The sequence below is a fragment of the Bradyrhizobium sp. LTSP885 genome, assembly GCF_000938305.1.
GTDB lineage: Bacteria > Pseudomonadota > Alphaproteobacteria > Rhizobiales > Xanthobacteraceae > Bradyrhizobium.
The window spans coordinates 156,370-178,583 of record NZ_JYMT01000004.1 but is presented as its reverse complement, the minus strand read 5'-3'; the positions used below and the strand labels follow the sequence as shown (position 1 = coordinate 178,583).

Here is a 22,214-nt window from a genome sequence, read left to right as displayed (position 1 = left end):
AACATCATCGCCGCACTATGCGGCAAGAACGGGTGGCGGACGTACGCACGGCAAGTGAACGTCATCCGCAACCGCATCTACAGAACACATATCGAGAGAGACAATGAAGGCACTGAACCACAGGATGCAGAACGACGAGTATCAAGCTCGGCTGTTCGTCAATCAGATGATGGCGATCTTGCAGGACTACATCCCGCGAGCTTGCCACCGGGACATGACACACAAGCTGTACGATCATGCTATCGAGCATGGACTTGAAATGACGACCAAGGCGATGCGCTACGAGTATGAGGCGTGGAAGGCGGTTACGCTCAATCCGGCCTTTATCATTTCCGGGGAAAATCTGGGGACTGGGGAGACGCAGCGCAATTAGCGCTGCGTTTTCAACTCGCTACAATCGTGTCCTTTGTTTTCCATGAACAGGGCGGTGGCGACGATGAGCGGGATCAGGCGTGTTTTGTTCATCAAAATGGGACGGTTGTGCTGAAAAAGGTGGGCGAGGGCGCTGTATCATCCTGCCGCCGGAGTCGCTATTGCGGAACCGGCCAAACCACCTAAATCCAGCGTGACGCTGGTATGCATCCGCCGGCGCTAGAAGGTGTGCCGTGATCTACGTCCTTGCCGTGCTGTTGCCGCCGATCGGGCTGCTCCTGAACGGGCAGCCGTTTTCGGCGATTTTCAATCTGGTCCTGATCGTGTTTTGCACGATTTTCGGGCTGTTTTTCCACGTCTTGCTGCTGGTGCCGTCGGCCCATGCCGTAATCGCCGTCCACATGAGGCGGGAGGACCGGCGCCACCGGGAGGTGGTCGAGGCGATCCGCCGGCACGGGCCGCCTCCGGGCTACAGGGCCTCCTGATCGGCCAAGTAACCGGCCAACAATCGGCCAAGTAAAAAGCCCGTGCATGGCTGGCAAACGCTTTGATTCGGCGTTCCGCCATGCTATCGACCGCCGTCAACCCCATCGATGGGCGCCGATTCGACGGTGACGCAGCTAGCGTCGCCGCCGGTCACGTTCATCCGTAAGACTTGCAGCGGCGGATGCCGCCGAAAGGAGTTGGCAATGGCCACGGTATTTCAGGCTATCCGCGAAGCCTACACGTTCGACGACGTGCTGCTGAGGCCCGGCCTGTCGGACGTGATGCCCTCGGAAGTCGATATCCGCTCCCGCATCACCCGCGCGATCCCGCTCAACATCCCGATCATTGCGTCCGCGATGGACACCGTCACCGAGGCGCGCATGGCGATCGCGATGGCGCAGGCCGGCGGCCTCGGCGTCATCCATCGCAATTTCGATCCCGAGGGCCAGGCCGCCCAGGTGCGGCAGGTCAAGAAGTTCGAATCCGGCATGGTGGTCGATCCGCTGACCATCGCCCCTGACGCCACGCTGTCGGATGCGCTGACGCTGATGAAGGATCACGGCATCTCCGGCATTCCGGTCGTCACCGGAGGCGGCAAGAATGTGCCCGGCAAGCTGGTCGGCATCCTGACCAACCGCGACGTGCGCTTTGCGACCGATCCGCGGCAGAAGGTCTCGGAGCTGATGACGCACGAAAACCTCGTCACGGTGCGCGAGGGTGTTAAGCAGGACGAGGCCAAGCGGATGCTGCACCAGCACCGCATCGAGAAGCTCGTTGTCGTCGACGATCAATATCGCTGCGTCGGCCTGATCACCGTCAAGGACATGGAAAAGGCGGTCGCGCATCCGCTGGCCTGCAAGGACGCGCAGGGCCGCCTGCGGGTCGCCGCGGCCACAACTGTTGGCGAGACCGGCTATGAGCGTACCGAGCGGCTGATCGATGCCGGCGTCGACGTCGTCGTGGTCGATACCGCGCACGGCCATTCCAAGCATGTGCTGGCCGCGGTCAACCGCATCAAGCGGCTCTCCAACGCGGTGCAGGTCGTCGCCGGCAATGTCGCGACCGAGGGCGGCGCGCAGGCGCTGATCGACGCGGGTGCTGATTGCATCAAGGTCGGCATCGGCCCGGGCTCGATCTGCACCACGCGGATCGTCGCCGGCGTCGGCGTACCGCAGCTCACCGCAATCATGGATGCGGTCGCAGCCGCCAAGAAGGCCGGCGTGCCCGTGATCGCCGACGGCGGCATCAAATATTCCGGCGACCTCGCCAAGGCGCTTGCGGCCGGCGCTGACATCGCGATGGTCGGCTCGCTGCTCGCCGGCACCGACGAGACTCCCGGCGAAGTGTTCCTGTGGCAGGGCCGCTCCTACAAGGCCTATCGCGGCATGGGCTCGGTCGGTGCGATGGCACGCGGCTCGGCCGACCGCTACTTCCAGCAGGATATCAAGGACACGCTGAAGCTGGTCCCTGAAGGCATCGAGGGCCAGGTGCCCTACAAGGGCCCGGTCGGCAACGTCATGCACCAGCTCGCCGGTGGTCTCCGCGCGGCGATGGGTTATGTCGGCGCCAAGAACCTTGCTGATTTCCACGAGAAGGCCGAGTTCGTCCGCATCACCGGCGCCGGCCTGCGCGAAAGCCACGTCCACGACGTCACGATCACCCGCGAAGCCCCGAACTATCCGGGCGGGGTGTAAGCGAGGCACGTCATTCCGGGGCGGTCCGAAGGACCGAACCCGGAATCTCGAGATTCCGGGTTCGATGCTGACGCATCGCCCCGGAATGACGATGAACATTTCAAACATCATTTCAAACAACACGAGCAAATCCGTCTCCCTTGCGGGGAGCCGGATTGCGTGACTACGTGTGCGCCGCGAACCAACGATCAGAGGAAACAATCATGTCCCAAGGCAAGCGCGTCGTTCTCGCCTCCCGTCCCCACGGCGAACCCAAGGCCTCCGACTTCCGGATCGAGGATTATGCGCCGCCGACACCTGGCGCGGGCGAGGTCCTGCTCCGCACCATCTGGCTGTCGCTCGATCCCTATATGCGCGGGCGCATGAGCGACGGCCCGTCCTATGCGCAGCCGGTGCCGATCGGCGGCGTGATGGAGGGCGGCACCGTCAGCGAGGTGATCGCCTCGAACAATCCAGGCTTTGCCAAGGGCGACGTCGTGCTGTCGCGCGCGGGCTGGCAGACGCATGCGCTGTCCGACGGCAAGGGGCTCGCCAAGATCGATCCGAAGATCGCGCCGATCTCGACCGCGGTCGGCGTGCTCGGCATGCCCGGCATGACCGCCTATACCGGACTGCTCGACATCGGCAAGCCGCAGGCGGGCGAGACCGTGGTGGTCGCCGCCGCATCCGGCGCGGTCGGCTCGGCGGTCGGGCAGATCGCCAGGATCAAGGGCGCACGCGCGGTCGGCATCGCCGGCGGCAAGGACAAATGCGCCTACGTCAAGAACGAGCTCGGCTTCGACGAGTGCCTCGACCATCGCGATCCCGATCTTGCGGCCAAGCTCAAGGACGCCTGCCCGAAGGGCATCGACGTCTATTTCGAGAATGTCGGCGGCGCGGTGTTCGAAGCGGTGTTCCCGCTGCTCAATGCGTTCGCGCGCGTGCCGGTGTGCGGCCTGATCGCGCACTACAACGACACGGAAGCGTCAGCGCCGAAATGGGCCGCCGCCATGATGCGCAACATCCTGACCAAGAGGCTGACCTTCCGCGGCTTCATCGTCAGCGACTTCGCCGCCCGCCATGGCGACTTCCTCCGCGACATGTCGCAGTGGGTCCGCGAGGGCAAGGTCAAGCACAAGGAGTTCGTGACCGAGGGGCTGCACAGCGCACCGGAGGCCTTCATGGGCCTGCTGAAGGGCGCCAATTTCGGCAAGCAGCTGGTCCGGGTCGGGGCTGACCGGGCCTGACGGGAGGGGCTTTAGCTCCCATTCCGCGCAGATTCGTATCAAAAACGCCACATCGGCAAGCTTTTGGGGGCTTTTGGGCCCCCATTTGCTTGACCGGAACCCGGAGGAGTTGAAACAATAGGGCTATATTTTAGGTGTAGCCATGTTTGAGATTGTTATTTTAGGCGTGATTTTGCTGGCCGTCGGCTATTGGGCGACGATGTTCGCCATGGGCCGCCGCGATGATGTGTTGCATGGGAAATTCGTGGAGGACGAGCCCGACGCCGGGCCTTCGTTCGCGATGCCTCCGCGGCCTCCCGCGCGGCAGGTCGCTGCGGCGCCACCGCCGAGCAAGGACTCGCTGCAGACGCTGCTTGCGGTCATCAAGCGGGATCTGAACGACGCCGCGCGGACGTAGTAGCGCTGCGCTGACGTAGGCCGAGGCCGCTCAGGTCGCCGCTTGCTTGCCGAACAGCGTGTCGAGGTCGACATCGACCTGACCCTTGGCCCTGACATGGCGCACTTCAAAACTGTCGGGCTGGAAGCGGTATTCGACCAGGCCGGTTTCCTTGATGCCGATCAATTCCTGCTTCGCGTCGGAGATGATGAAGCCGGCCGATGGCGCCCAGACGTGGCGGACGTGCTCGAAGGTATAATCGCGGCGCTGATGCACATGGCCGCTGCCGACCAACCGTAAATCGACCTTGCCGAACATCTCGATCAGGCGCCGCCGCGCCGGCTGCGGCACGTAGCGGATCGCGGTCGCTTCGCATTCGGGATCGTCGGGCACGTCGAGATAGAGCGGCTTGTGCAGGAACAGCGCAACCGGCTTGCCGACGGCCTTGTCGAGCTGAGAGGCGAGCCAGTCGAACTGTGCGGCTTCGCTGTCGAGGCCGGTGTTCATGATCAGCGAGTTCAATCCGATGAAGCACCAGCCCGCGGCTTCGAAGTGCCAGCGGTCCTCGCCGATCAGGTCCGTGAACGCCTTGCGGCTGGCTTCGGTAGGGAGTTGCGCAGGCACCGGGCCGACCGCGGTCGGGTTGTCGCCGATGTCGTGATTGCCCGGCAGATAGCGGCAATCGACCGGCAGCGAGCGGTGCAGCTCCTTGGCGAAGACAAGATCGTCGCGGCTGGTCGGCCCATCGAAGCCGACGTCGCCGGAGTTGAGCACGAGGTCGGGACGCGTCGTGTCGATATGCTCACTGACGCGATGGAAATTATCGGTGAGGAGTGTGTGGCGGCGGGCGAGGTGGGTGTCGGAAATTTGCGTCAGACGAAACTGCGCCATGCGTCGATCCTTGTATCGATCCTTTCGGGCGATCATAGGCCGGCCCGGAGTCGGAACGATGACGCTATCAAATCCCGATCATTCCCGCCTTGGACGGGCAGGTCCCGAAGTCGACCGCTGACGTCGATGCGTTGAGCCCGAGATAGGCAAGCGCCGAGTGCCCCATGTCGTAGATCGCGAACGCGATCAAGCCGAGCACCAGCGCCGCGGCGAGCCCGTGCCGGACGATGTCGCGGGTCGAGCGATAGCCGGTGCGGAAATAGATCGAGAGCAGGATCGCGACCGAAAGGGCGGCGACGACGCCCGATAGCCCCGCCATCGCCACGCCGAGCCCGCCATCCGGGTTGCTGTCGAACCAGCCGGTGCTGGAGCCGATCGCCTGAAGCAGGGAGGTCAGGGAATCGTCGAGAAACCCGGCCGCGCGGGTCGCACTGGTGAGGATCGGGGAGGTGATGTTCATCGCGCACACCTGCGGGGCGTTGGGGCCGAAACCGGCAAGACTCCTGAACCGACAAGTCTCCTGTGAGTTGGTCACGCAGCTCGGATTGTGGTTCAAGCCGTTCCAGCAGCACCTTGATTGCCAGGGGCGGGGGCTGCGGTTAAGAGGGCTGCGCGGCGTTGCGGCCAAAGGAGATTTCAATGTCTATTCAAATGGTTCTGCTACCTGTCTTCATCCAGATTGGGCTCACCTTCGCGCTTTTGTTCGCCATGGCGACGGCGCGCACAAGCGCGCTCTCGAGCGGCGAAACCAAGATGCGGGACGTCGCGCTGCGCGAGCCGAGCTGGCCGGGCCGCGCCACCCAGTTCGCCAATTGCTTCTCCAACCAGTTCGAGCTCCCGGTCCTGTTCTACATTCTGATTGCAATCGCCCTGCCGCTGCGTCATGCCGACCTCTTCATCGTGCTGATGTCCTGGGTGTTCGTGGTGACGCGCTTTGCCCATGCCGGCGTCTTCGTCACATCCAACGACATGCGGCCGCGCTCGCTCGCCTGGTTCGCCGGCGTGCTGGTGCTGGCAGCGATGTGGCTCTATTTCGCGCTCAAGATCCTGCTGTTGATCTAAAGCATGATCCGGAAAAGTGCGAAGCGGTTTTCCGACACGATTATGCTCAAACAAAAAGCTAAAGCGCGATGAAACCTGAACTCATCGTGCTTTAGCGTTCAACCGAAAGACTCTTATGACCCCCGCCGCCCGGCTCTCCGCCGCCATCGAGCTGATCGAGACCATCGACACCCAACGCATTCCGGCCGCAAAGGCGCTGAAGGAGTGGGGCACGGCGCACCGCTATGCCGGCTCCGGCGACCGCGCCGCGATCTCCGGCCTGATCTGGGACGTGCTGCGCCGGCAATCCTCCGCGGCGTATCTGATGGATGACAACAGCGCCCGGGCACGTTTGCTCGGCATGCTCAAGCTCGAGCGCGGCCTCGATACTGAGGCGATCGCCGCGCTCTGCGACGGCGGCCGGTTCGCGCCGGCGTCGCTGACGGACGCCGAGCGCGCCGCGCTGACCTCACGCACGCTCACTGACGCGCCGGCCCATATCGCGGGCGACTATCCGGAATGGCTCGATCCTTATCTGGCAAAGGTGTTTGGCGACGATCGCGTGGCGGAGGCGACCGCGATGGCGAGCCGCGCGCCGCTTGATCTGCGCGTCAACACGCTGAACGCCACGCGCGAGAAGATCTTGCCGCGGCTGGCGCATCTCGGCGCCAAGGAGACGCCGTGGTCGCCGCTCGGTCTGCGCATCGAACTCGGCGCCGACGCGCGCAATCCCGGCATCCATGCGGAAGAGGATTTCATCAAGGGCGCCATCGAAGTTCAGGACGAGGGCTCGCAGCTCGCCGCGCTGCTGTCGGGCGCCAAGCCCGGCGAGCAGGTGATCGACCTCTGCGCCGGCGCCGGCGGCAAGACACTGGCGCTCGCAGCCCAGATGCAGGGCAAGGGCCGGCTGATCGCGACCGATCACGACAAGCGCCAGCTCGCGCCGATCCATGAGCGGCTGTCGCGCGCCGGCGTGCACAATTGCGACGTGCGCACGCCACGCGGCGAGGCCGAGGTACTCTCGGACATCAAGGCCTCGGCCGATCTGGTGCTGATCGACGCGCCGTGCACCGGCACCGGCACCTGGCGCCGCAACCCCGATGCCAAATGGCGGATGCGTCCCGGCGCGCTCGAGGTGCGGCTAAAGGACCAGACCGCGGCGCTCGACCGCGCCGTGCCGTTGGTCAAGCCCGGCGGCCGGATCGCCTACATCACCTGCTCGGTGCTCTCCGACGAGAATGGCGCGCAGGTTCGGGCCTTCATCGCGCGCCATCCGGAATTTGCGATCCAGCCGCCGGAGCAGACCGCATCGGTGCTCTGGGACAAGGCCGAGGATTTTGCCAACGCCGCGCTGCAGTCCGACGAGGGCTGGCTGATGACACCGCGCCGGACCGGGACGGACGGGTTTTTCGTGTCGGTGCTGAAGAAGGGTTGATGAGGATTTCGTCGTTCCGGGGCGATGCGTAGCATCGAACCCGGAACCTCGAGATTCCGGGTTCGTCCTTCGGACGCCCCGGAATGACGGAGGAGGCTACTGCGTCAGTGCGCAGCTCGCGGATATCGGCGTTCGGCTCACCACGATCACCCAGAACAACAGCGCGACGGCGCTGATGGCCGCGCCGAGCATGCAGACGCCGAGCCAGCCGGCGGTCGCATAGACCACCGTCGAGGCGATCGCGCCCAAACCGCTGCCGATCGAATAGAACACCATGTAGCCGCCGACCAGGCGGCTCGCCGCGTCAGGGCGCGCGGCGACGATCAGGCTCTGGTTGGTCACGTGGATGGCCTGCACTGCGAAGTCGATCATCACGACGCCGGCCAGCACCAGCCATAGCGAGGTCTGCAAGCAGGCGATCGGCACCCAGCCTGCGAGCATCAGCAGCAGCGACAATCCGGTGGTGCGCTGCCCCCAGCCGCGATCGGCGAGGCGCCCGGAGTTGCGCGCTGCGAGGGCGCCGGCGACGCCGGCGATTCCGAGCATTCCGATCGTGGTGTGCGACAGCGACAGCGGTGGCCCCGCGAGCGGCAGCACGATCGAGGTCCAGAACACGCTGAAGCTTGCGAAAATCAAGAGCGCGAACACGGCGCGCTCGCGCAGCACCGGCTCCTGGACGAACAGCTGCAATGTCGAGCGCAACAGCTTTGCATAGGACGATCCGGCCATCGGCCTCAGTTGATGCCGCGGCAGCACGCGCGCGAGCAGGCCGGCGAGCACCAGCGTGAGCACAGCCGAGGTCAGGTAGACCGCGCGCCATCCGGCGAGATCGGCCAGCGCGCCGGAGACAAAGCGTGCCAGCAGGATGCCCGAGACGACGCCTGAGGTGACGGTGCCGATGGTGCGGCCGCGTTCAGCCGGTGTCGCCAGCGTCGCGGCGAAGGCGACCATCACCTGGATCACCACCGCCAGCAGCCCGACCAGCACCATGCCTGCCAGCACCACGACGGCGTTCGGCGCCAAGCCGACGATTGCGAGCGCGATCGCCGACAGCACGGTCTGGCCGACGATCAGCCGGCGCCGATCCACGAGGTCGCCGAGCGGTACGATCAGCATCAGGCCAACCGCATAGCCGATCTGGGTCAGCGTCACGACGAGGCCGATCGCGGCGGGGTCGATGCCGAGATCCTGCGCCATGGTGTCGAGCAGCGGCTGGGCAAAGTAGATGTTGGCGACGCTCAGCCCGCAGGCGACCGCAAACAGCAGCACGACCGCGGGCGAGAGCGTTGTTCCGGCCGTCTCAACGGCGTCTGCATGTGCGGCCTGCGCCGCATCCTGATTCGTCATCAACGCCTCCACTCAATCTGGTCTTATTATGAGACCAGTTGCGTCGGACGCTGTCTAGTCCTATTTTAGGACCAGATTGAGTTGTGATCGGGAGAGGGCAGCGGATGAAGCGGGTCGGATTTGGCAAGGCCGATTGCCCGGTGGCGCGCGCGCTGGATGCGATCGGCGACTGGTGGTCGCTCTTGATCGTCCGCGACGCGTTCGACGGTCTGCGCCGGTTCGGCGATTTCCAGAAGAACCTCGGCATCGCCAAGGGCATGCTGACGACACGATTGCGCAAGCTGGTCGAGCTCGATGTGCTGGAGCTGGTCGCCGCCTCCGACGGCAGCGCCTATCAGGAATATGCGCTGACCAAAAAGGGCCGCGACCTGTTTCCGATCGTCGTCAGCCTGAGGCAGTGGGGCGAGGCGCATCTTTACGCACGCGGCGAAACGCATTCGGTGCTGCTGGATCAGGCGGGGCAGCCGGTCGGGCAATTGGTGCTGCCGTCGAAGGCCGGCCGTCCGCTGATATGGTCCGATACCAGCGTGAAGAAAGTCGCGGCGCGCAGGCGGTGAGGATATCCGCCGTCATTGCGAGGAGCGAAGCGACGAAGCAATCCATCTATCCCCGCGTGGCGGTATGGATTGCTTCGCTTCGCTCGCAATGACGGAAGATTCGGTAGCCGTCTCAATCCACGATGAACAGCGTCGCGCCCGTTGCCGTCGACGAGCGGTGCGCGGCGTCGCCGAAATCCGAGACCTGGTAGCTCATGCCTGGCTTCAGCGTAAACTTGCGGCCGTCGCCCAGCTCGGTGTCGAGCTCGCCCTGCACGACAAAGAGCACATGGCCGCGATCGCACCAGTGATCGGCGAGATAGCCCGGCGAATACTCGACCATCCGCACCCTGACATCACCGATGTTGAGCGTGCGCCACAGCGCCTGGCCGCTGTCGCCGGCGTGGACCGTCGGCTCGACCTGGCTCCAGTCGGTCACGGTGAAGGGCAGGGTGGGGATTTTCATGTCTCGTCCCGATTCAGTTGCGACCAAATTAGGTCAATAATACTGCCATATATCCGTCTGTCCATGCCCAAAGAAGAATGTGGGCGCGGCGCGCCGCGCGGTTGCGGGGGCGGGCGCTCCAGCGTATTTGCTTGCCATGACAGCCGCACAAAAATCCCAGGAAAACTCCCAGCAGTCGACGCCTTCAGTGGCCTCGGCGCATGACAAGATTCTGATTGTCGATTTCGGCAGTCAGGTGACGCAACTGATCGCCCGCCGCGTCCGCGAGATGGGCGTCTATTCCGAGATCGTGCCGTTCCAGAAAGCCGAAGCCGCCTTCAGGGAGATGAAGCCGAAGGCGGTGATCCTCTCCGGCGGCCCGGAATCGGTGCATGAGGCCGGCTCGCCCCGCGCGCCGCAGCTGATCTTCGAATCCGGCGTTCCCGTGCTCGGCATCTGCTACGGCCAGATGACGTTGGCCGCCCAGCTCGGCGGCGAGGTCGAGGGCGGCCACCACCGCGAGTTCGGCCGTGCCGATGTCGAGGTGAAGACCGATAGCTGCCTGTTCGACGGCATCTGGAGCCTGGGCGAAAAGCACCAGGTCTGGATGAGCCATGGCGACCGCATCACCAAAATGCCGCCGGGTTTCTCCGTGGCCGGCACGTCGCCGAATGCACCGTTCGCGATCATCCAGGACGAGGCGCGCAAATATTACGGCCTGATGTTCCACCCCGAAGTGGTGCACACGCCCGACGGCGCCAAACTGATCCGCAATTTCGTCCGCAAGGTCGCCGGCCTCGCCGGTGACTGGACCATGCGCGCCTTCCGCGAGGAGGCGATCGAGAAGATCCGCGCCCAGGTCGGCAAAGGCAGGGTGATCTGCGGCCTCTCCGGCGGCGTCGATTCCGCCGTCGCCGCGGTGCTGATCCACGAGGCGATCGGCGACCAGCTCACCTGCGTGTTCGTCGATCACGGCATGCTGCGGCTCGACGAGGCGAAAACCGTTGTCGACCTGTTCCGCCATCACTACAACATCCCGCTCGTGCATGTGGATGCGTCGAAGCAGTTTCTCGGCGAACTCGAAGGCGTCACCGATCCGGAAGCCAAGCGCAAGACCATCGGGCGTTTGTTCATCGACGTGTTCGACGCCGAGGCCAAGAAGATCGGCGGCGCCGAATTCCTGGCGCAGGGCACGCTCTATCCCGATGTGATCGAAAGCGTCTCCTTCACCGGCGGACCATCGGTCACCATCAAGTCGCACCACAATGTCGGCGGCCTTCCAGCGCGCATGAACATGAAGCTGGTCGAGCCCTTGCGCGAGCTGTTCAAGGACGAGGTCCGCGTGCTCGGCCGCGAACTCGGCCTGCCCGAGATCTTTGTCGGCCGCCACCCGTTCCCGGGCCCCGGCCTCGCGATCCGCTGCCCCGGCGACATCACGAAGGAAAAGCTCGACATCCTCCGCAACGCCGACGCCGTCTACATCGACCAGATCCGCAAGCACGGCCTCTACGATGCGATCTGGCAGGCTTTTGCGGTGCTGCTGCCGGTGAAGACCGTCGGCGTGATGGGCGACGGCCGCACCTACGACTTCGTCGTCGGCCTGCGCGCCGTCACCTCGACCGACGGCATGACCGCTGATTTCTACCAGTTCGAGATGAAGTTCCTGGGCGAGACCGCGACCCGCATCATCAACGAGGTGAAGGGGGTGAACCGGGTGGTGTACGACGTGACGAGCAAGCCGCCGGGGACGATCGAGTGGGAGTGATTTTTACCTATCCGAACGTATCCAAAATTGCGCCACGACTCGACCCAACCCGCTGAACATAAAGATAAGTATAGCTGGAGACATTCGAAGACTATTGGCGGGCAGAGTTCGGATCTGGCGATCGCAACGCGCGCTTCATATTCGTCGATCGGAAACAACATTGGAATTCGCCTTCGGCATTCTCAGGCACAGATATCCAGAATGGCCAGCGTGTAGATGCGGATCATGTCGATAAAGTCGGCGATATCGACCCGCTCGTCGGGCATGGTGTTGTAGCGGCCGCCAGGGCCGCAGACGATGCCTTCCATCCCGCCGAAATAGTGCAGATGACCGGCGTCGGTGCCGTAGAAGCAGCTCGGCGCAACGGCTCCCGTCGGCTGGTCCTCTCCGCGTATTGCGCGATAAGCGCGGTTGACGGCCTCGACGATCGGGCTGCTGCGCGCCACTTCGAACGGCGGCATGGTCGGAACGCCGGAGCGGTCCTCCGACATGACCTCAGCCTTGAGGCCGGGAAACCGTGCTTCGAGCGCATCGAGCTCGCGACGCATGTCGGCCAAGGCCCCGGCCTCGGACTGGCCCGGTGCGTAGCGGCCCGAGCCCTTGATCCGCACGAAATCCGCGACCTGGGGCGTGCGCCATTCGTGCAATTCGCGGCCGAGCGCGCCGTGGACGACGCCGACATGGACGCGATTGATCCGCTCATGCTCCGGCGAGAGGGCGCCCGAGAACTTCATCGCATTGAGGCGCGGAATGAGCTCGCACGCGGCCGTGATGGCATCGACCGCCTCTTCGCGCTTGGACAGATGACGGGTATTGCCGGTCAACTCGATGATGAACATGAAGGCCGCGGCGTGCATCGTCATGGCTTTCAGATCGGTCGGCTCGGAGTTGATGAAATAGTCGGCGCGAAGGCCCTGCTCGACCAGCGAGTAGGTGCCGACGCCGCCTTGCAGCTCGCCGACCACGTAGGTGAGGATGACGTCGCCCTTGAGTTTGACACCGGCGTCGATCAGCGTCCTGACCGCGCAGAAGTAGGCCGCATCGCCGGCCTTCATGTTGGATACGCCGATGCCGTAGATGAAGTCGTCATCGACCTTTCCGGCCCAGGGATCGACGGTCCAGCCCTCGGTCACCGGGTTGGTGTCGAGATGGCCGTTGAACATCAGGCTCTTGCCGCCGCCCGCGCCCCTCCAGCGGCCGACGGCGTTGACCCGGCCCTCGTTGCCGAAGGGCGTGAGCTCGGTCTCGAGGCCGATCTCACGCATGCGGCCTGCCATGAAGGCTGCGAGCTGCTTCTCGCCATCCGATTTGGAGTAGCTCTTGTGCTGCACCATGCGTGACAAGAGATCGAGGGCGGCGGGCACATCGATCCGGGCGAGAAGTGCGTTGTGATCCATAACAGGAAATCCTTATCGTCAACCGACCGGTACGGGCGAGGCGGCCATCAGTTCGCGGGTATAGGGATGGACGTGGTCTGCGTCGAAATCCTCGACGGCCAAAAGGTCGACCACTTCGCCTCGGCGCATCACGGCGATGCGGTGGGCGATCTGACGGATGAGGTTGAGATCGTGGGTGATGAAGAGAAAGGCGGTTCCAGTTTCCTCGCGCAGCGCCAGCAGCAATTCGACGATCTGGGCCTGCACGGAGACGTCCAGCGGCGCGGTGATCTCGTCGCAGATTACGAGTTTCGGCCGCGCGGCGAACGCACGCGCGATGGCGATGCGCTGCTTCTCGCCGCCTGAAAGCTGATGTGGCCAGCGGTTGGCGTAGGAAGCGGGCAGGCGCACCTGATTGAGCAGGTCGGGAATATCCCCGAGATGGCCGCCGTAGAGCTTGAGAGGACGCGACAGGATCTCGTCGATCCTGTGACGCGGATTGAGCGAGGAATCCGGATGCTGGAAGATGATCTGCACGTCGCGGCGGTAAGCGGCGTTCATGTCGCTCATGCCGTGGATCTCGTGCTCGTCGAAGGAGATCTTGCCTGAGAACCGTGCAAGCCCGATAAGGGCGCGCGCCATCGAAGACTTGCCAGAGCCGGACTCGCCGACGAGGCCGAGGATCTCGCCGCCGCGAATCTCAAGCCCGATCTTTTTCGTGGCCGGCGGCGGCGGGTCTCGGAACAGTCCGCCGCGGCCATATTGGACTTCGATATCGGAGGCGGCGAGAAGGACCTGGTCGCGTGGCTTGTCATGGACGAGACGGCGTTCGGGTCTGGGCACGGCGTCCACAAGTGCGCGCGTGTTGGCATGGCGCGGCGCGCGGAAGATGTCGGCCGCCGGCGCCTGCTCGACCAGGCGGCCGCGCTCCAGGACCGCGACTCGGTCGGCGACGCGCGTCACAAGTGCAAGGTCGTGGGAAATATAGAGCGCGGCAACGCTCGTCTCGCGGCGTAGTCGCGCGAACAGTTCGAGGATGCGCGCGCCAGTGATCACGTCGAGTGCCGTGGTCGGTTCGTCGAACAGGATGACGTCGGGTCGGCAGCCGAAGGCGGTAGCAATGATGACGCGCTGTTTTTCCCCGCCGGAGATTTCGTGAGGGTAGCGCCGCATGATTTCGGCAGGATTGTTGAGATCGACGTGGCCAAGCAGATCGATGGCAAGCGCGTCAGCGTCGCGCGGCTTGAGGCCTCGGTGCTGAATCAGCGTCTCGGTGACCTGCCGGCCGACGGTGAGCGTCGGGTTGAGTGAGGTCGATGGATCCTGGAACACCATGCCGAGCCGGCGTCCGCGTATCTTGGTCAGCTCCCGCGGGCTCAGGCGCTGGAGGTCGATGTCGCCGAGGCACAGCGATCCCGCGACTTCGCGGGCATTGTCCGGCAGGTGGCGCATCAACGCCCAGGCGAGCGAACTCTTGCCGGAGCCGGATTCTCCGACGAGGCCCAGCACCTCGCCTGGCATGATCTCCAGTGAAATGTCGTGCAGCACGTGCACCGGTTCGGCGGCGGTCACGTAGTCGAGCGTATAGTTACGGATTGCAAGTGCTGGGATCACTGCTCGTCCTTCGGATTGAGGGCGTCGCGAAGGCCGTCGCCTAGGAGGTTGAAGGCAATGGCGGTGAGCGCGATCGCGGCCGAGGGCGCGATCAATCCCCATGGTGCCTGATGCATGTATTGGCGCGCCTCTGCCACCATGAGCCCCCATTCGGATGCCGGCGGCTGGGCGCCGACGCCGAGAAAGCTCAGCGTTGCGAACAGCATGATGGCGAAGGACACGCGGATGGTGGATTCGATCACGATCGGCGCCATGACGTTGGGCAACATCTCGCGGAAGATAATCCAGGGCGCTCCCTCGCCACGTGCGATGGCGGCCTTGACGTAGTCCTGGTTGCGTACGTTGAGCGCGGCCGAGCGGGTCACCCGCGCCATGCCGGGCGCAAAGGCCACCGCGATGGCAATGACGGCATTGCCGGCGCCGTTGCCGAGCGTTGAGACCAGCAACAGGGCCATCAGAAGGCCTGGGATCGCCATCACGGCGTCGTTGGTGCGCATGATAGCCTCGTCGGTTCGTCCGCCGAGATAGGCCGAGCCAACGCCGATGATCGCTCCAACTGCGCTGCCGACGAAGGTGGCGATGAAAGCGAGCGGTACGGTCGAACGCGCGCCGACCATCAGGCGGCTCAGGATGTCGCGGCCGAATTGATCAGCGCCAAGCCAGTTCTGCCAGCCGGGTGCGCGAAACCGGCCGAGGAAATCGATCTTCTCCGGCGCATAGGGCGCCAATGCCGGCCCGAACAGGCAAGCTGACGCAATCAGCGCCAGGAGCACGACGCCGACAAAACCCTGTGGTTTTCGCATCAGGCGGATGAACAGCTCAGTCATAGCGGATCCGCCGGTCGAGAAACGCATAGGCCATGTCAGCGAACGTGTTGGTGACGGCATAGGTCGTGGCCATGATCAACACGCCCGCCTGGATCGACGGCAGGTCGCGCGTGGTGATGGCGACCATCAGGGCTCGTCCGATGCCGGGAATGGCGAAGATTTCCTCGATCACGATGACGCCGCCGAGCAGGTAGCCGACGTCGAGCGCGATGATGGTGACGACCGGTAACAGCGCGTTGCGCAGGGCGTGGCGAAACAGCACCGTGCGTTCCGGCAGGCCCTTCAAGCGCGCGGCGCGGATATAGTCCGATTTCAGCACGTCGAGCGTCTCGGAGCGCATCATGCGCATGACGTGCGCGACGAGGATCACCGAGACAGTGAGCACCGGCAGCGCCAGATGGCGGATGCCGCCGCCGAAATCCTCCAGTGGGGAGACGTAGCCGGTCGCGGGCAGCCAATGCAACGTATCGGACAGCAGAAGGGCAAGCAGCGTCGCGGTGACGAATTCCGGCAGGGATATCCCGAGATAGGCAATGAGGCTGACGCCCGTGTCGGTGAGCCTGCCTTGCCGCAGCGCCGCTACCACGCCGAGCGGCACGGCAACGGCCAGCGTGACCAGGATGGCCGATACGGCAAGCAGCAGTGAGCGCGACAGCGCCGCCAGCATTTCCGGGCCGACCGGCTGGCTCGTGCGCATCGAGATGCCGAAATCGCCGGTGAAGACGTGGCGAGCCCAGCGCCCATATTGCAGCCAAGCCGGATCGCCGAGCCCGAGCTTCGTCCTGAGCGCGGCCAGCGCGTCGGGCGTCGCGTTTTCCCCGAGCAGCGACTGGGCGGCGTCCGCCGGCAGGATCTGCGTGATGGCGAACACCAGCATCGAGACCACGATGACGGTGTAGACCGTCAGCATCAATCGGCGGACGAACCAGACCAGTGTCACCGAGCGCCTCCGGTGTCAGGTGCGCTTCGGCGCGGCGGCGCCGAGCGAGACCATGTCGAGGCGGAATACCGATCCGCGCGGGTGCAGCACGTAGCCGTCGACGTAGGAGCGTTGTGCCGCGAGAAGGTCGAAGAATGCCGAGATCACGGAGGGGACGTCGGCGTTCATCATGTCCTGTGCCTTGGCGTAGAGTGCGGCGCGCTTCGCTTCTTCGGTCTCGACGCGGGCTGCATTGATGACTGCGTCAAAGTCCGCGTTGTTCCAGCGGGTCTCGTTCCAGGCTGCGTTCGACGTGTAGAGCAGGTTGAAGACGGCGTCGGCGGTCGGCTGCATGTTGTAGAAGCCGACGTAGAAATTGCCTTTCTTCCAGACCTGGTCGAGATAAGTGGCATGCGGCATGGTCTGCACGTTGATGCGGAAGCCGGCTGCGGCCGCCATCTCGCGGACCGCGACGCCGAGCTGCGTGCGGGTTGACGGCTTGTCGGATGCGACCAGCGTCAAGTCGATACCGTTGGGATAGCCGGCGTCGGCCAGGAGCTTCTTCGCCTTGGCGATGTCGGGCTTCTTCAGCGGAATGTTCTTGTAGAAGTGGTAGGCGGAGCTCAGCGGCGTGTCGTTGCCCGGCGTGCCATAGCCGCCCGCGACAAAGCCCACGGTTGCCTCGCGATCGACCGCCAATGCCAGGGCCTGGCGAACGCGCACGTCGTTGAACGGCTTCTGGTCGCATCCGAGGTTGATATTCAGGAACTGGCCGGATGGGCTGCGCAGGGCCTTGACGCCATCGGCCTTGACGAGGCGCTCATACTCGCCTGGTGCGGTCGTCAGAAGCAAGTCGATCTCGCCGGAGATCATCGCTGACGCTTCGGCGGTGCGGTCCGGGTAGACGAGCAGTTCCACACGGTCGAGGTAAGGCCGCGTCGGGTCATAATAGGCAGGGTTACGTTCGACGATGATCCGGCGATCGGGCTCGTAGGCTGCCAGCTTGAATGGGCCGGTGCCGTTGGCGGTGGTCGAAAGGCTCGCGAGGTCGCCGGCGATGACCTTGGCCGGAACGATGCGCGCGTTGAGATAGGTGAGTGCCACTGGCAGGTCGGCATAGGCGCCGGTGAGCGCGAACTTGACGGTCAGCGGATCGACCGCGGCGACTTCCTTGATCGGGCCGACATTGGTGCGGCCGGGAGAAGCGGTCTTGGGATCCAGGATGGCATTGATGGTCGCGACGACATCGTCGGCGGTCAGTGGCGAACCGTCGTGAAATGTCACGCCCGAACGCAGCTTGAAGGTCCACTCCGTCAGGGTCGCGTTCGGCTCCCACGAGATAGCAAGGTCGGGCTCGACGGTCATGTCCGGCTTCAACCGGGTGAGGTTGGAGTAGAGTAGTTCGGTGACGAGATACTCCGGGTTCACGCGCGCCAGCATCGGATGGATGACCGATGCCGCCTGGTCGACCGACATCCGGAGCACGCCGCCGCGCTTCGGGGCTTCGGCGAGGGTGAGTTTGGGCAGACCTGCGAGGCTGATTGCAGTTCCGGCCAGGAAAAGACGGCGCGTGACGGACAGCATAGATGCGTGCTCCTTGAGTTAGCGGCCGGCGACTGCTTCGGGAGAAAGATCGGGACGGAATTCGGCGGACAGATAGGCAAGGACCGATTTCGCCAGCGCCACGATGTCGGCGAGCGTGGTGAATTCGCCGGGCGCATGAACGCGGCTTTCCGGCCGGCCGAGGCCGGTCAGCAGGATCTCCTGCATGCCGATGGCTTGCACCCAGCCGAAATCGGAGCAGCTCGTCGCGCCCCATTTGGCGAATTCGTCGGGTGCGTAGCCGAATCCGGCCGATAGGGCTTCCTGCCAACGCGGCCAGTGTGGACCAGTCGGATCGGATGTCGGCATGAGGTGACCGGTGAGGACCATCTCGATCTCGGTGTGGGGCGCGGCCTCGCGGACGGTGAGCTCGATTTCGCTGCGCGTGGCGAGGAAGTCCTCCTCCGGCGCGTAGCGGCGGCAGATGAGGATCTCAAACCGCGAGGGAATCTGGCCGCCGCATTGACCGCCATGGGCGGCGGAAATATCGAGCTGTGCAGCGAGCGGATGCGTTGCGTGCGGCGGCGCGGGCAGGGCGGACGTGCGCTCCGCGATCTTTGGCTTCAGCGCCGCGAGCGCATTGAGGATCGGCAGTGCGGCCTCGATGGCGTTGGCGCCGCTTCCTGCGCTCGCAGCCTCGCTCGCATGAAGCGTCCTGCCGTGGACCCGCACCAGAAGCGTGAAGAGGCCAAAGCAGCCGGCCCAGATACGTGGCGCTGCTGCACCGTTGAAGTTGAGGATGTGACCTTCCAGCAAGTCCTGTTCGGCGAGATAGCGTATGCCAGGGTAGAGCCCGCCTTCCTCGTCGGTGCAGTGCAGCAGCATCGGATCGTAGCCGAGCGGCAGGCCGATTGTGTCGGCGGCTCGCAGCGCCAAGAGCACGGCTGTGATGGTGCCCTTCATGTCGGCGGCGCCGAGGCCGATCAGTCGGTCACCATCGCGTGTCAGCAACAGGGGATCGGTTTCCCAGCCCGGTGCAGCCGGTACGGTATCGACGTGGAAGTATAACCCCAGGACCGGCCGGCCGGAGCGGCGGCGCGCGATGAGATTGGTTCTGCGCCCTTGCGCCGGGCCGCCCGTCACGCGCCACAAATGTTCAGGGACATCGACGCGTTGGCAGTCCAGGCCGAGCGCTGCAACAGCGCTCTCCATCAAGCCGGCAAACGCTTCGTATCCCGCGCCGGGCGGGAAAGTCGTGTCGATTGCCACCATCCGCGCAAGATCGTCGATCGCACGTTCGGCTGTGCGCTCGATCTCGGCGAAACCGTCGGCCAGCGTCGGGCTGGCCGGTCCTGGGCCTGGCGGTGGAGAAATCATTTGCGGCGGCTCATTTCTATATTCTATAAAGAAATAGACGAAGCCGATTGCTGTCAATTCCAAAGAATGAGGCAGGCGTGACCGGTAAACAGGCAAAAGCAGCGGCGAGCGGCTCATCCGGCCTGCCGGTTCCGTTGTACGAGCACGTCAAACGGCAGATCGCCGAGGCGATCCTGGTGGGCGAACTGTCTCCGGGCACGGTGCTTCCCGGTGAAGTTGCGCTTGCTGCGCGATACGGAGTTGCGGTCGGCACCATCCGCCGGGCGCTCGCGGACCTGACCGCCGACGGCATGCTGGTGCGTCGGCGCAAGACCGGGACGGTCGTGACCGGCCGCGCACCTCAGCACAGTCTGCGCTTTTTCTTCCAGTATTTCCGACTTCATGGCGAAGACGGCGGCCTCCAGCGTTCCGTGCCCGAAGTCTTGTCCGTGGTGCTGCGGCCGGCAGATGCAGGGGAGGCGGTGCTCTTCACGGAAGCCGTTGGTGAGCCGCTGCTCTGTCTTCACCGCATCCGACGTGTTGGCCGCGTGCCGGTGATGCATTCGCGAATACGGCTCATTGGGCGCCGCGTGCCTGATTTCCCGCGCGAGGCGACGAACGTGCCTGCGCTGCTCTATCTCCATCTGCTCGACGCCTACGGCATTCGTATTGCAGCGATACGCGAGAAGCTCTTGGCGGAACTCGCCGACAAGGAGGATCGGCGTCTACTCGCGCTAGCTTCGCCGAACGCCGTTCTGGTGATCCGCGAGGAGGCGTACGATCAAGCCGGTGCGCTTGCGATCCTAAGCGAGCACCGCGCCACGACTGCGCATCATCACTACGTGAACGAGATCCGCTAGCCTGTTTCGAGCCGTGCCCCGCGCAAGTAGCCATTGAGGATGGCACGGCGGCTGAACGCCTGTCGGCTTCTGCGTGGCTCTTTGCAAGCCGGGCGCTGTTGGGCCGGAAGCTGGCGCATGCCCTTGACGCCGAGCCCGTCGAGCCGAAAATTGAATCGGCGCGCCTTAAATATCGCAGAAAGCTTGCTCGGATGTTCGAAGGAATTATTGAGCGGGGAATTCGTGACGGAGAGTTTCCCGTCCAGGACGTTCAAGCCTCCGCCGCCTGCATCGTCGGCTCGCTTTTCGAAGGCCTTGTCGGCCCCTTGGCATTGGACAGCCTCTCGCCTTGCTACATTCGACCGAATGATGCCGATAGCTGGCGATCATTCGAGCAGGAGTTTCGACTGACGGGCAATCCTTCAGTTCGTAGCCGTGATGCTGACGAAGGTCTTGCGACATTGGGTCCACCTTGGCCAGCGTACCAGATGAGCGTAGCGATATCTGGGCGCTCTGCCATCAGCGCGTCGCGTCTTGTCCTGCATCTCGCCGTGCTCATGCGGGCTACGCGGTTAGGCAGCCCCGGTCGTCGCGCCGCGACAATTCGTTCGGTAGAATCTATTCACGTCCGCTTTGGTGCCACCACGGCTTCAATCGCCTGGCCCACCGTCAATATGTGCTGATCCTGGTTTTGCGTTCCGGCTATCATCAATCCAACGGGGGCCGCGCCGGCTTCATGGCAGGGAACGGAGAGGGCGCAACCGTCGAAGATGTTGACGGCGGAAGGATTGCGCAACATGCGCCCATTGATCCTGTAGTAGGTTTCATCGTCCTTGATCACTTCGGAAATCGGTGGCGCGATATCCGGCGTCGTCGGCATCAGCATGGCATCGAAGCCGTTGGCTGCGGCGTTGACCTTGCGGATGAACTGACGGCGCAACGTCTGCAATTCCACATAATCGGCTGCCAATATGGTCTCACCGGTCTTGATGCGGGCGAGGACGCGCGGATCATATTTGTCGGCACCGTCCTTGATGAACTTGCGATGCCAGGCATAGGCCTCGGAGGCGGTGATTATGCCTTTGGGATTGATGGTCGGGGTCATTGCGAACTCCGTCATTGGAAGCTCGACAATCTTGGCCCCTGCCGCCGATAGCTTCGACAGTGCCGCACCGAATGCCTTGGCCACTTCTGGAGAGAGCTCATTCTGGAAATAGGTTTGCGGGACGGCGAGGCGAAGCTGCTTTACGGCCAAGGGAGCTAACGGCTCCAGCTTCTGATCGGCAATGATGCGATCGAGCAGGGCGCAGTCCTCGACGCTCCATCCGATCGGACCGGCAGAGTCAAACGAGGTCGACAGCGGCATGACACCGTCAAGCGAGACACGCCTTTGGGTTGGCTTGAAACCGACGAGACCATTCAGCCCCGAAGGAATGCGCAATGAACCCCCGGTATCCGTCCCAATGGCTGCGGCGGCCATGCCGTCGGCAACGGAAATGGCGCCACCTGACGTCGATCCGCCGGGAATGCGCCCCGTCGCACGATCAAACACATTCTTGGGCGTACCATAATGCGGATTGATGCCGAGGCCGGTATAGGCAAACTCCACCGTGTTGGTGCGCCCGATGATGATGGCGCCGGCTTCTCTCAAGCGGCGTACGACCGTTGCATCCTGTGTCGCTGCAGGCTGCCCGATCAGGACGGTGGAGCCGCCAAGTGTTGTCTCGCCGGCCTCATCGAACAGGTCCTTTACGGAGATTGGAATTCCGGCGAGATTCGGCAGCGCCTGGCCTTTTTTGCGTTGTGCGTCGATGGCATCGGCGGCCTGCAGGGCCTCTTTGGCATGAACCTTGATGAAGGTCGCTTTGCCTTCGCCGTTGGGATCGTTGATCGCAGCCAGTGCGTCTTCCACGAGTTGCCGGCTTGTCACGCTGCCGTTCGAGAGGCTGCGCTTGAGGTTTGCAATCGATCGTCCGTGCATGGAATGTCCCGAATTGGAAGCCGGCTGCGCAAGGGCGCGTGGGAAAATCGCATTGACGCCGGCGATGGCCCCGGCAACCGCACCCGATTGGAGAATAACGCGCCGTCTCCGGTCCATGGTCTGCACCTCATCATCTTGTGTCGCAA

23 protein-coding genes are annotated in these 22,214 nt (G+C 64.0%); 11 read left to right on the top strand and 12 right to left on the bottom strand.

Annotated elements, in window-relative coordinates:
* Positions 1–103: 103 nt before the first annotated feature.
* From UP09_RS03200 to UP09_RS03180, 5 genes are all read left to right on the top strand, one after another.
* Positions 104–373: a hypothetical protein gene (locus UP09_RS03200; protein ID WP_044536563.1), complete on the top strand. Its 270-nt coding sequence runs from the start codon at positions 104–106 to the stop codon at positions 371–373.
* 232 nt (positions 374–605) lie between these two features.
* Entirely contained in the window at positions 606–857 is a 252-nt protein-coding gene (locus UP09_RS03195) for a hypothetical protein (RefSeq protein ID WP_044536562.1), read from the top strand.
* A gap of 204 nt (positions 858–1,061) precedes the next feature.
* Positions 1,062–2,552: an IMP dehydrogenase gene (gene guaB / locus UP09_RS03190; protein ID WP_044536844.1), complete on the top strand. Its 1,491-nt coding sequence runs from the start codon at positions 1,062–1,064 to the stop codon at positions 2,550–2,552.
* Between the two features lie 203 nt (positions 2,553–2,755).
* Positions 2,756–3,778, top strand: coding sequence for an NADPH-dependent curcumin/dihydrocurcumin reductase (curA, locus tag UP09_RS03185; RefSeq protein ID WP_044536561.1), 1,023 nt, complete (start codon positions 2,756–2,758; stop codon positions 3,776–3,778).
* Between the two features lie 142 nt (positions 3,779–3,920).
* Positions 3,921–4,175: a hypothetical protein gene (locus UP09_RS03180; protein ID WP_044536560.1), complete on the top strand. Its 255-nt coding sequence runs from the start codon at positions 3,921–3,923 to the stop codon at positions 4,173–4,175.
* 30 nt (positions 4,176–4,205) lie between these two features.
* Here the strand turns inward: UP09_RS03180 and UP09_RS03175 are convergent, their stop codons facing one another.
* Both UP09_RS03175 and UP09_RS03170 read right to left on the bottom strand, forming a co-directional pair.
* Positions 4,206–5,045 carry a metallophosphoesterase family protein gene (locus UP09_RS03175; protein WP_044536843.1) on the bottom strand — a complete coding sequence of 280 codons (840 nt, stop codon included), beginning with the start codon at positions 5,043–5,045 and terminating at the stop codon, positions 4,206–4,208.
* A 67-nt stretch (positions 5,046–5,112) separates the two neighbouring features.
* A complete protein-coding gene (locus tag UP09_RS03170) occupies positions 5,113–5,505 on the bottom strand; it encodes a hypothetical protein (protein ID WP_052832933.1) in 393 nt (130 codons plus the stop codon).
* Positions 5,506–5,684: 179 nt separating this feature from the next.
* On the opposite strand from UP09_RS03170, the gene UP09_RS03165 reads away from it, so the two are divergent.
* Together UP09_RS03165 and UP09_RS03160 are read left to right on the top strand one after the other, a co-directional pair.
* Positions 5,685–6,107: an MAPEG family protein gene (locus UP09_RS03165; protein ID WP_044536559.1), complete on the top strand. Its 423-nt coding sequence runs from the start codon at positions 5,685–5,687 to the stop codon at positions 6,105–6,107.
* Positions 6,108–6,222: 115 nt separating this feature from the next.
* Positions 6,223–7,521 (top strand): RsmB/NOP family class I SAM-dependent RNA methyltransferase, encoded by a 1,299-nt coding sequence (locus UP09_RS03160; protein WP_044536558.1) that lies wholly within the window; start codon positions 6,223–6,225, stop codon positions 7,519–7,521.
* A gap of 96 nt (positions 7,522–7,617) precedes the next feature.
* Here the strand turns inward: UP09_RS03160 and UP09_RS03155 are convergent, their stop codons facing one another.
* On the bottom strand, positions 7,618–8,868 hold the full coding sequence (locus tag UP09_RS03155) for an MFS transporter (RefSeq protein ID WP_044536841.1): 1,251 nt from the start codon (positions 8,866–8,868) through the stop codon (positions 7,618–7,620).
* A gap of 104 nt (positions 8,869–8,972) precedes the next feature.
* Between UP09_RS03155 and UP09_RS03150 the strand changes: the two genes are divergently transcribed.
* Complete coding sequence (locus tag UP09_RS03150; RefSeq protein WP_044536557.1) at positions 8,973–9,425, top strand: winged helix-turn-helix transcriptional regulator; 453 nt, start codon at positions 8,973–8,975, stop codon at positions 9,423–9,425.
* A 112-nt stretch (positions 9,426–9,537) separates the two neighbouring features.
* Here the strand turns inward: UP09_RS03150 and UP09_RS03145 are convergent, their stop codons facing one another.
* Entirely contained in the window at positions 9,538–9,870 is a 333-nt protein-coding gene (locus UP09_RS03145; RefSeq protein WP_044536556.1) for a DHCW motif cupin fold protein, read from the bottom strand.
* A gap of 136 nt (positions 9,871–10,006) precedes the next feature.
* Between UP09_RS03145 and guaA the strand changes: the two genes are divergently transcribed.
* Positions 10,007–11,614, top strand: coding sequence for a glutamine-hydrolyzing GMP synthase (gene guaA / locus UP09_RS03140; protein WP_044536840.1), 1,608 nt, complete (start codon positions 10,007–10,009; stop codon positions 11,612–11,614).
* A 182-nt stretch (positions 11,615–11,796) separates the two neighbouring features.
* On the opposite strand, the gene UP09_RS03135 is transcribed toward guaA, so the two are convergent.
* Genes UP09_RS03135 through UP09_RS03110 form a run of 6 tightly spaced genes read right to left on the bottom strand, consistent with a single transcriptional unit; the run spans position 11,797 to position 19,269 of the window.
* Entirely contained in the window at positions 11,797–13,011 is a 1,215-nt protein-coding gene (locus UP09_RS03135) for a M20 family metallopeptidase (RefSeq protein ID WP_044536555.1), read from the bottom strand.
* 18 nt (positions 13,012–13,029) lie between these two features.
* Positions 13,030–14,604 (bottom strand): nickel ABC transporter ATP-binding protein NikE, encoded by a 1,575-nt coding sequence (nikE, locus tag UP09_RS03130; RefSeq protein ID WP_044536554.1) that lies wholly within the window; start codon positions 14,602–14,604, stop codon positions 13,030–13,032.
* Positions 14,601–15,431, bottom strand: coding sequence for an ABC transporter permease (locus UP09_RS03125; RefSeq protein ID WP_044536553.1), 831 nt, complete (start codon positions 15,429–15,431; stop codon positions 14,601–14,603). Before UP09_RS03125 ends, nikE begins: the two co-directional genes overlap by 4 nt.
* Entirely contained in the window at positions 15,424–16,341 is a 918-nt protein-coding gene (locus UP09_RS03120; protein WP_502689027.1) for an ABC transporter permease, read from the bottom strand. The genes UP09_RS03125 and UP09_RS03120 overlap by 8 nt, the downstream gene beginning before the upstream one ends.
* Before the next feature lie 45 nt (positions 16,342–16,386).
* The gene (locus UP09_RS03115; RefSeq protein WP_044536551.1) at positions 16,387–17,934 is read right to left on the bottom strand and encodes an ABC transporter substrate-binding protein; all 1,548 of its coding nucleotides are present in this window, start codon (positions 17,932–17,934) and stop codon (positions 16,387–16,389) included.
* A gap of 18 nt (positions 17,935–17,952) precedes the next feature.
* Complete coding sequence (locus tag UP09_RS03110; RefSeq protein WP_044536550.1) at positions 17,953–19,269, bottom strand: M20 family metallopeptidase; 1,317 nt, start codon at positions 19,267–19,269, stop codon at positions 17,953–17,955.
* A gap of 77 nt (positions 19,270–19,346) precedes the next feature.
* Between UP09_RS03110 and UP09_RS03105 the strand changes: the two genes are divergently transcribed.
* The gene (locus tag UP09_RS03105; protein ID WP_044536839.1) at positions 19,347–20,108 is read left to right on the top strand and encodes a GntR family transcriptional regulator; all 762 of its coding nucleotides are present in this window, start codon (positions 19,347–19,349) and stop codon (positions 20,106–20,108) included.
* On the opposite strand, the gene UP09_RS38385 is transcribed toward UP09_RS03105, so the two are convergent.
* Positions 20,105–20,362, bottom strand: a complete 258-nt coding sequence (locus tag UP09_RS38385; protein WP_044536549.1) for a hypothetical protein — start codon at positions 20,360–20,362, stop codon at positions 20,105–20,107. The two genes, UP09_RS03105 and UP09_RS38385, sit on opposite strands and share 4 nt — an antisense overlap.
* Here UP09_RS38385 and UP09_RS38380 point away from each other — a divergent pair.
* Positions 20,300–20,770, top strand: coding sequence for a hypothetical protein (locus UP09_RS38380; protein WP_245301749.1), 471 nt, complete (start codon positions 20,300–20,302; stop codon positions 20,768–20,770). The two genes, UP09_RS38385 and UP09_RS38380, sit on opposite strands and share 63 nt — an antisense overlap.
* On the opposite strand, the gene UP09_RS03095 is transcribed toward UP09_RS38380, so the two are convergent.
* Positions 20,710–22,185 carry an amidase gene (locus UP09_RS03095; protein WP_082069946.1) on the bottom strand — a complete coding sequence of 492 codons (1,476 nt, stop codon included), beginning with the start codon at positions 22,183–22,185 and terminating at the stop codon, positions 20,710–20,712. The genes UP09_RS38380 and UP09_RS03095 overlap by 61 nt on opposite strands.
* Between the last annotated feature and the right edge of the window lie 29 nt (positions 22,186–22,214).

Coding starts and splice junctions, on each gene's coding strand:
- UP09_RS03200 (WP_044536563.1), top strand. CDS start 104: ATGAAGGCACTGAACCACAGGATGCAGAACGACGAGTATCAAGCTCGG.
- guaB (WP_044536844.1), top strand. CDS start 1,062: ATGGCCACGGTATTTCAGGCTATCCGCGAAGCCTACACGTTCGACGAC.
- curA (WP_044536561.1), top strand. CDS start 2,756: ATGTCCCAAGGCAAGCGCGTCGTTCTCGCCTCCCGTCCCCACGGCGAA.
- UP09_RS03180 (WP_044536560.1), top strand. CDS start 3,921: ATGTTTGAGATTGTTATTTTAGGCGTGATTTTGCTGGCCGTCGGCTAT.
- UP09_RS03175 (WP_044536843.1), bottom strand. CDS start 5,045: ATGGCGCAGTTTCGTCTGACGCAAATTTCCGACACCCACCTCGCCCGC.
- UP09_RS03170 (WP_052832933.1), bottom strand. CDS start 5,505: ATGAACATCACCTCCCCGATCCTCACCAGTGCGACCCGCGCGGCCGGG.
- UP09_RS03165 (WP_044536559.1), top strand. CDS start 5,685: ATGTCTATTCAAATGGTTCTGCTACCTGTCTTCATCCAGATTGGGCTC.
- UP09_RS03160 (WP_044536558.1), top strand. CDS start 6,223: ATGACCCCCGCCGCCCGGCTCTCCGCCGCCATCGAGCTGATCGAGACC.
- UP09_RS03155 (WP_044536841.1), bottom strand. CDS start 8,868: ATGACGAATCAGGATGCGGCGCAGGCCGCACATGCAGACGCCGTTGAG.
- UP09_RS03150 (WP_044536557.1), top strand. CDS start 8,973: ATGAAGCGGGTCGGATTTGGCAAGGCCGATTGCCCGGTGGCGCGCGCG.
- UP09_RS03145 (WP_044536556.1), bottom strand. CDS start 9,870: ATGAAAATCCCCACCCTGCCCTTCACCGTGACCGACTGGAGCCAGGTC.
- guaA (WP_044536840.1), top strand. CDS start 10,007: ATGACAGCCGCACAAAAATCCCAGGAAAACTCCCAGCAGTCGACGCCT.
- UP09_RS03135 (WP_044536555.1), bottom strand. CDS start 13,011: ATGGATCACAACGCACTTCTCGCCCGGATCGATGTGCCCGCCGCCCTC.
- UP09_RS03125 (WP_044536553.1), bottom strand. CDS start 15,431: ATGACTGAGCTGTTCATCCGCCTGATGCGAAAACCACAGGGTTTTGTC.
- UP09_RS03120 (WP_502689027.1), bottom strand. CDS start 16,341: ATGCTGACGGTCTACACCGTCATCGTGGTCTCGATGCTGGTGTTCGCC.
- UP09_RS03115 (WP_044536551.1), bottom strand. CDS start 17,934: ATGCTGTCCGTCACGCGCCGTCTTTTCCTGGCCGGAACTGCAATCAGC.
- UP09_RS03110 (WP_044536550.1), bottom strand. CDS start 19,269: ATGATTTCTCCACCGCCAGGCCCAGGACCGGCCAGCCCGACGCTGGCC.
- UP09_RS38380 (WP_245301749.1), top strand. CDS start 20,300: ATGTTCGAAGGAATTATTGAGCGGGGAATTCGTGACGGAGAGTTTCCC.
- UP09_RS03095 (WP_082069946.1), bottom strand. CDS start 22,185: ATGGACCGGAGACGGCGCGTTATTCTCCAATCGGGTGCGGTTGCCGGG.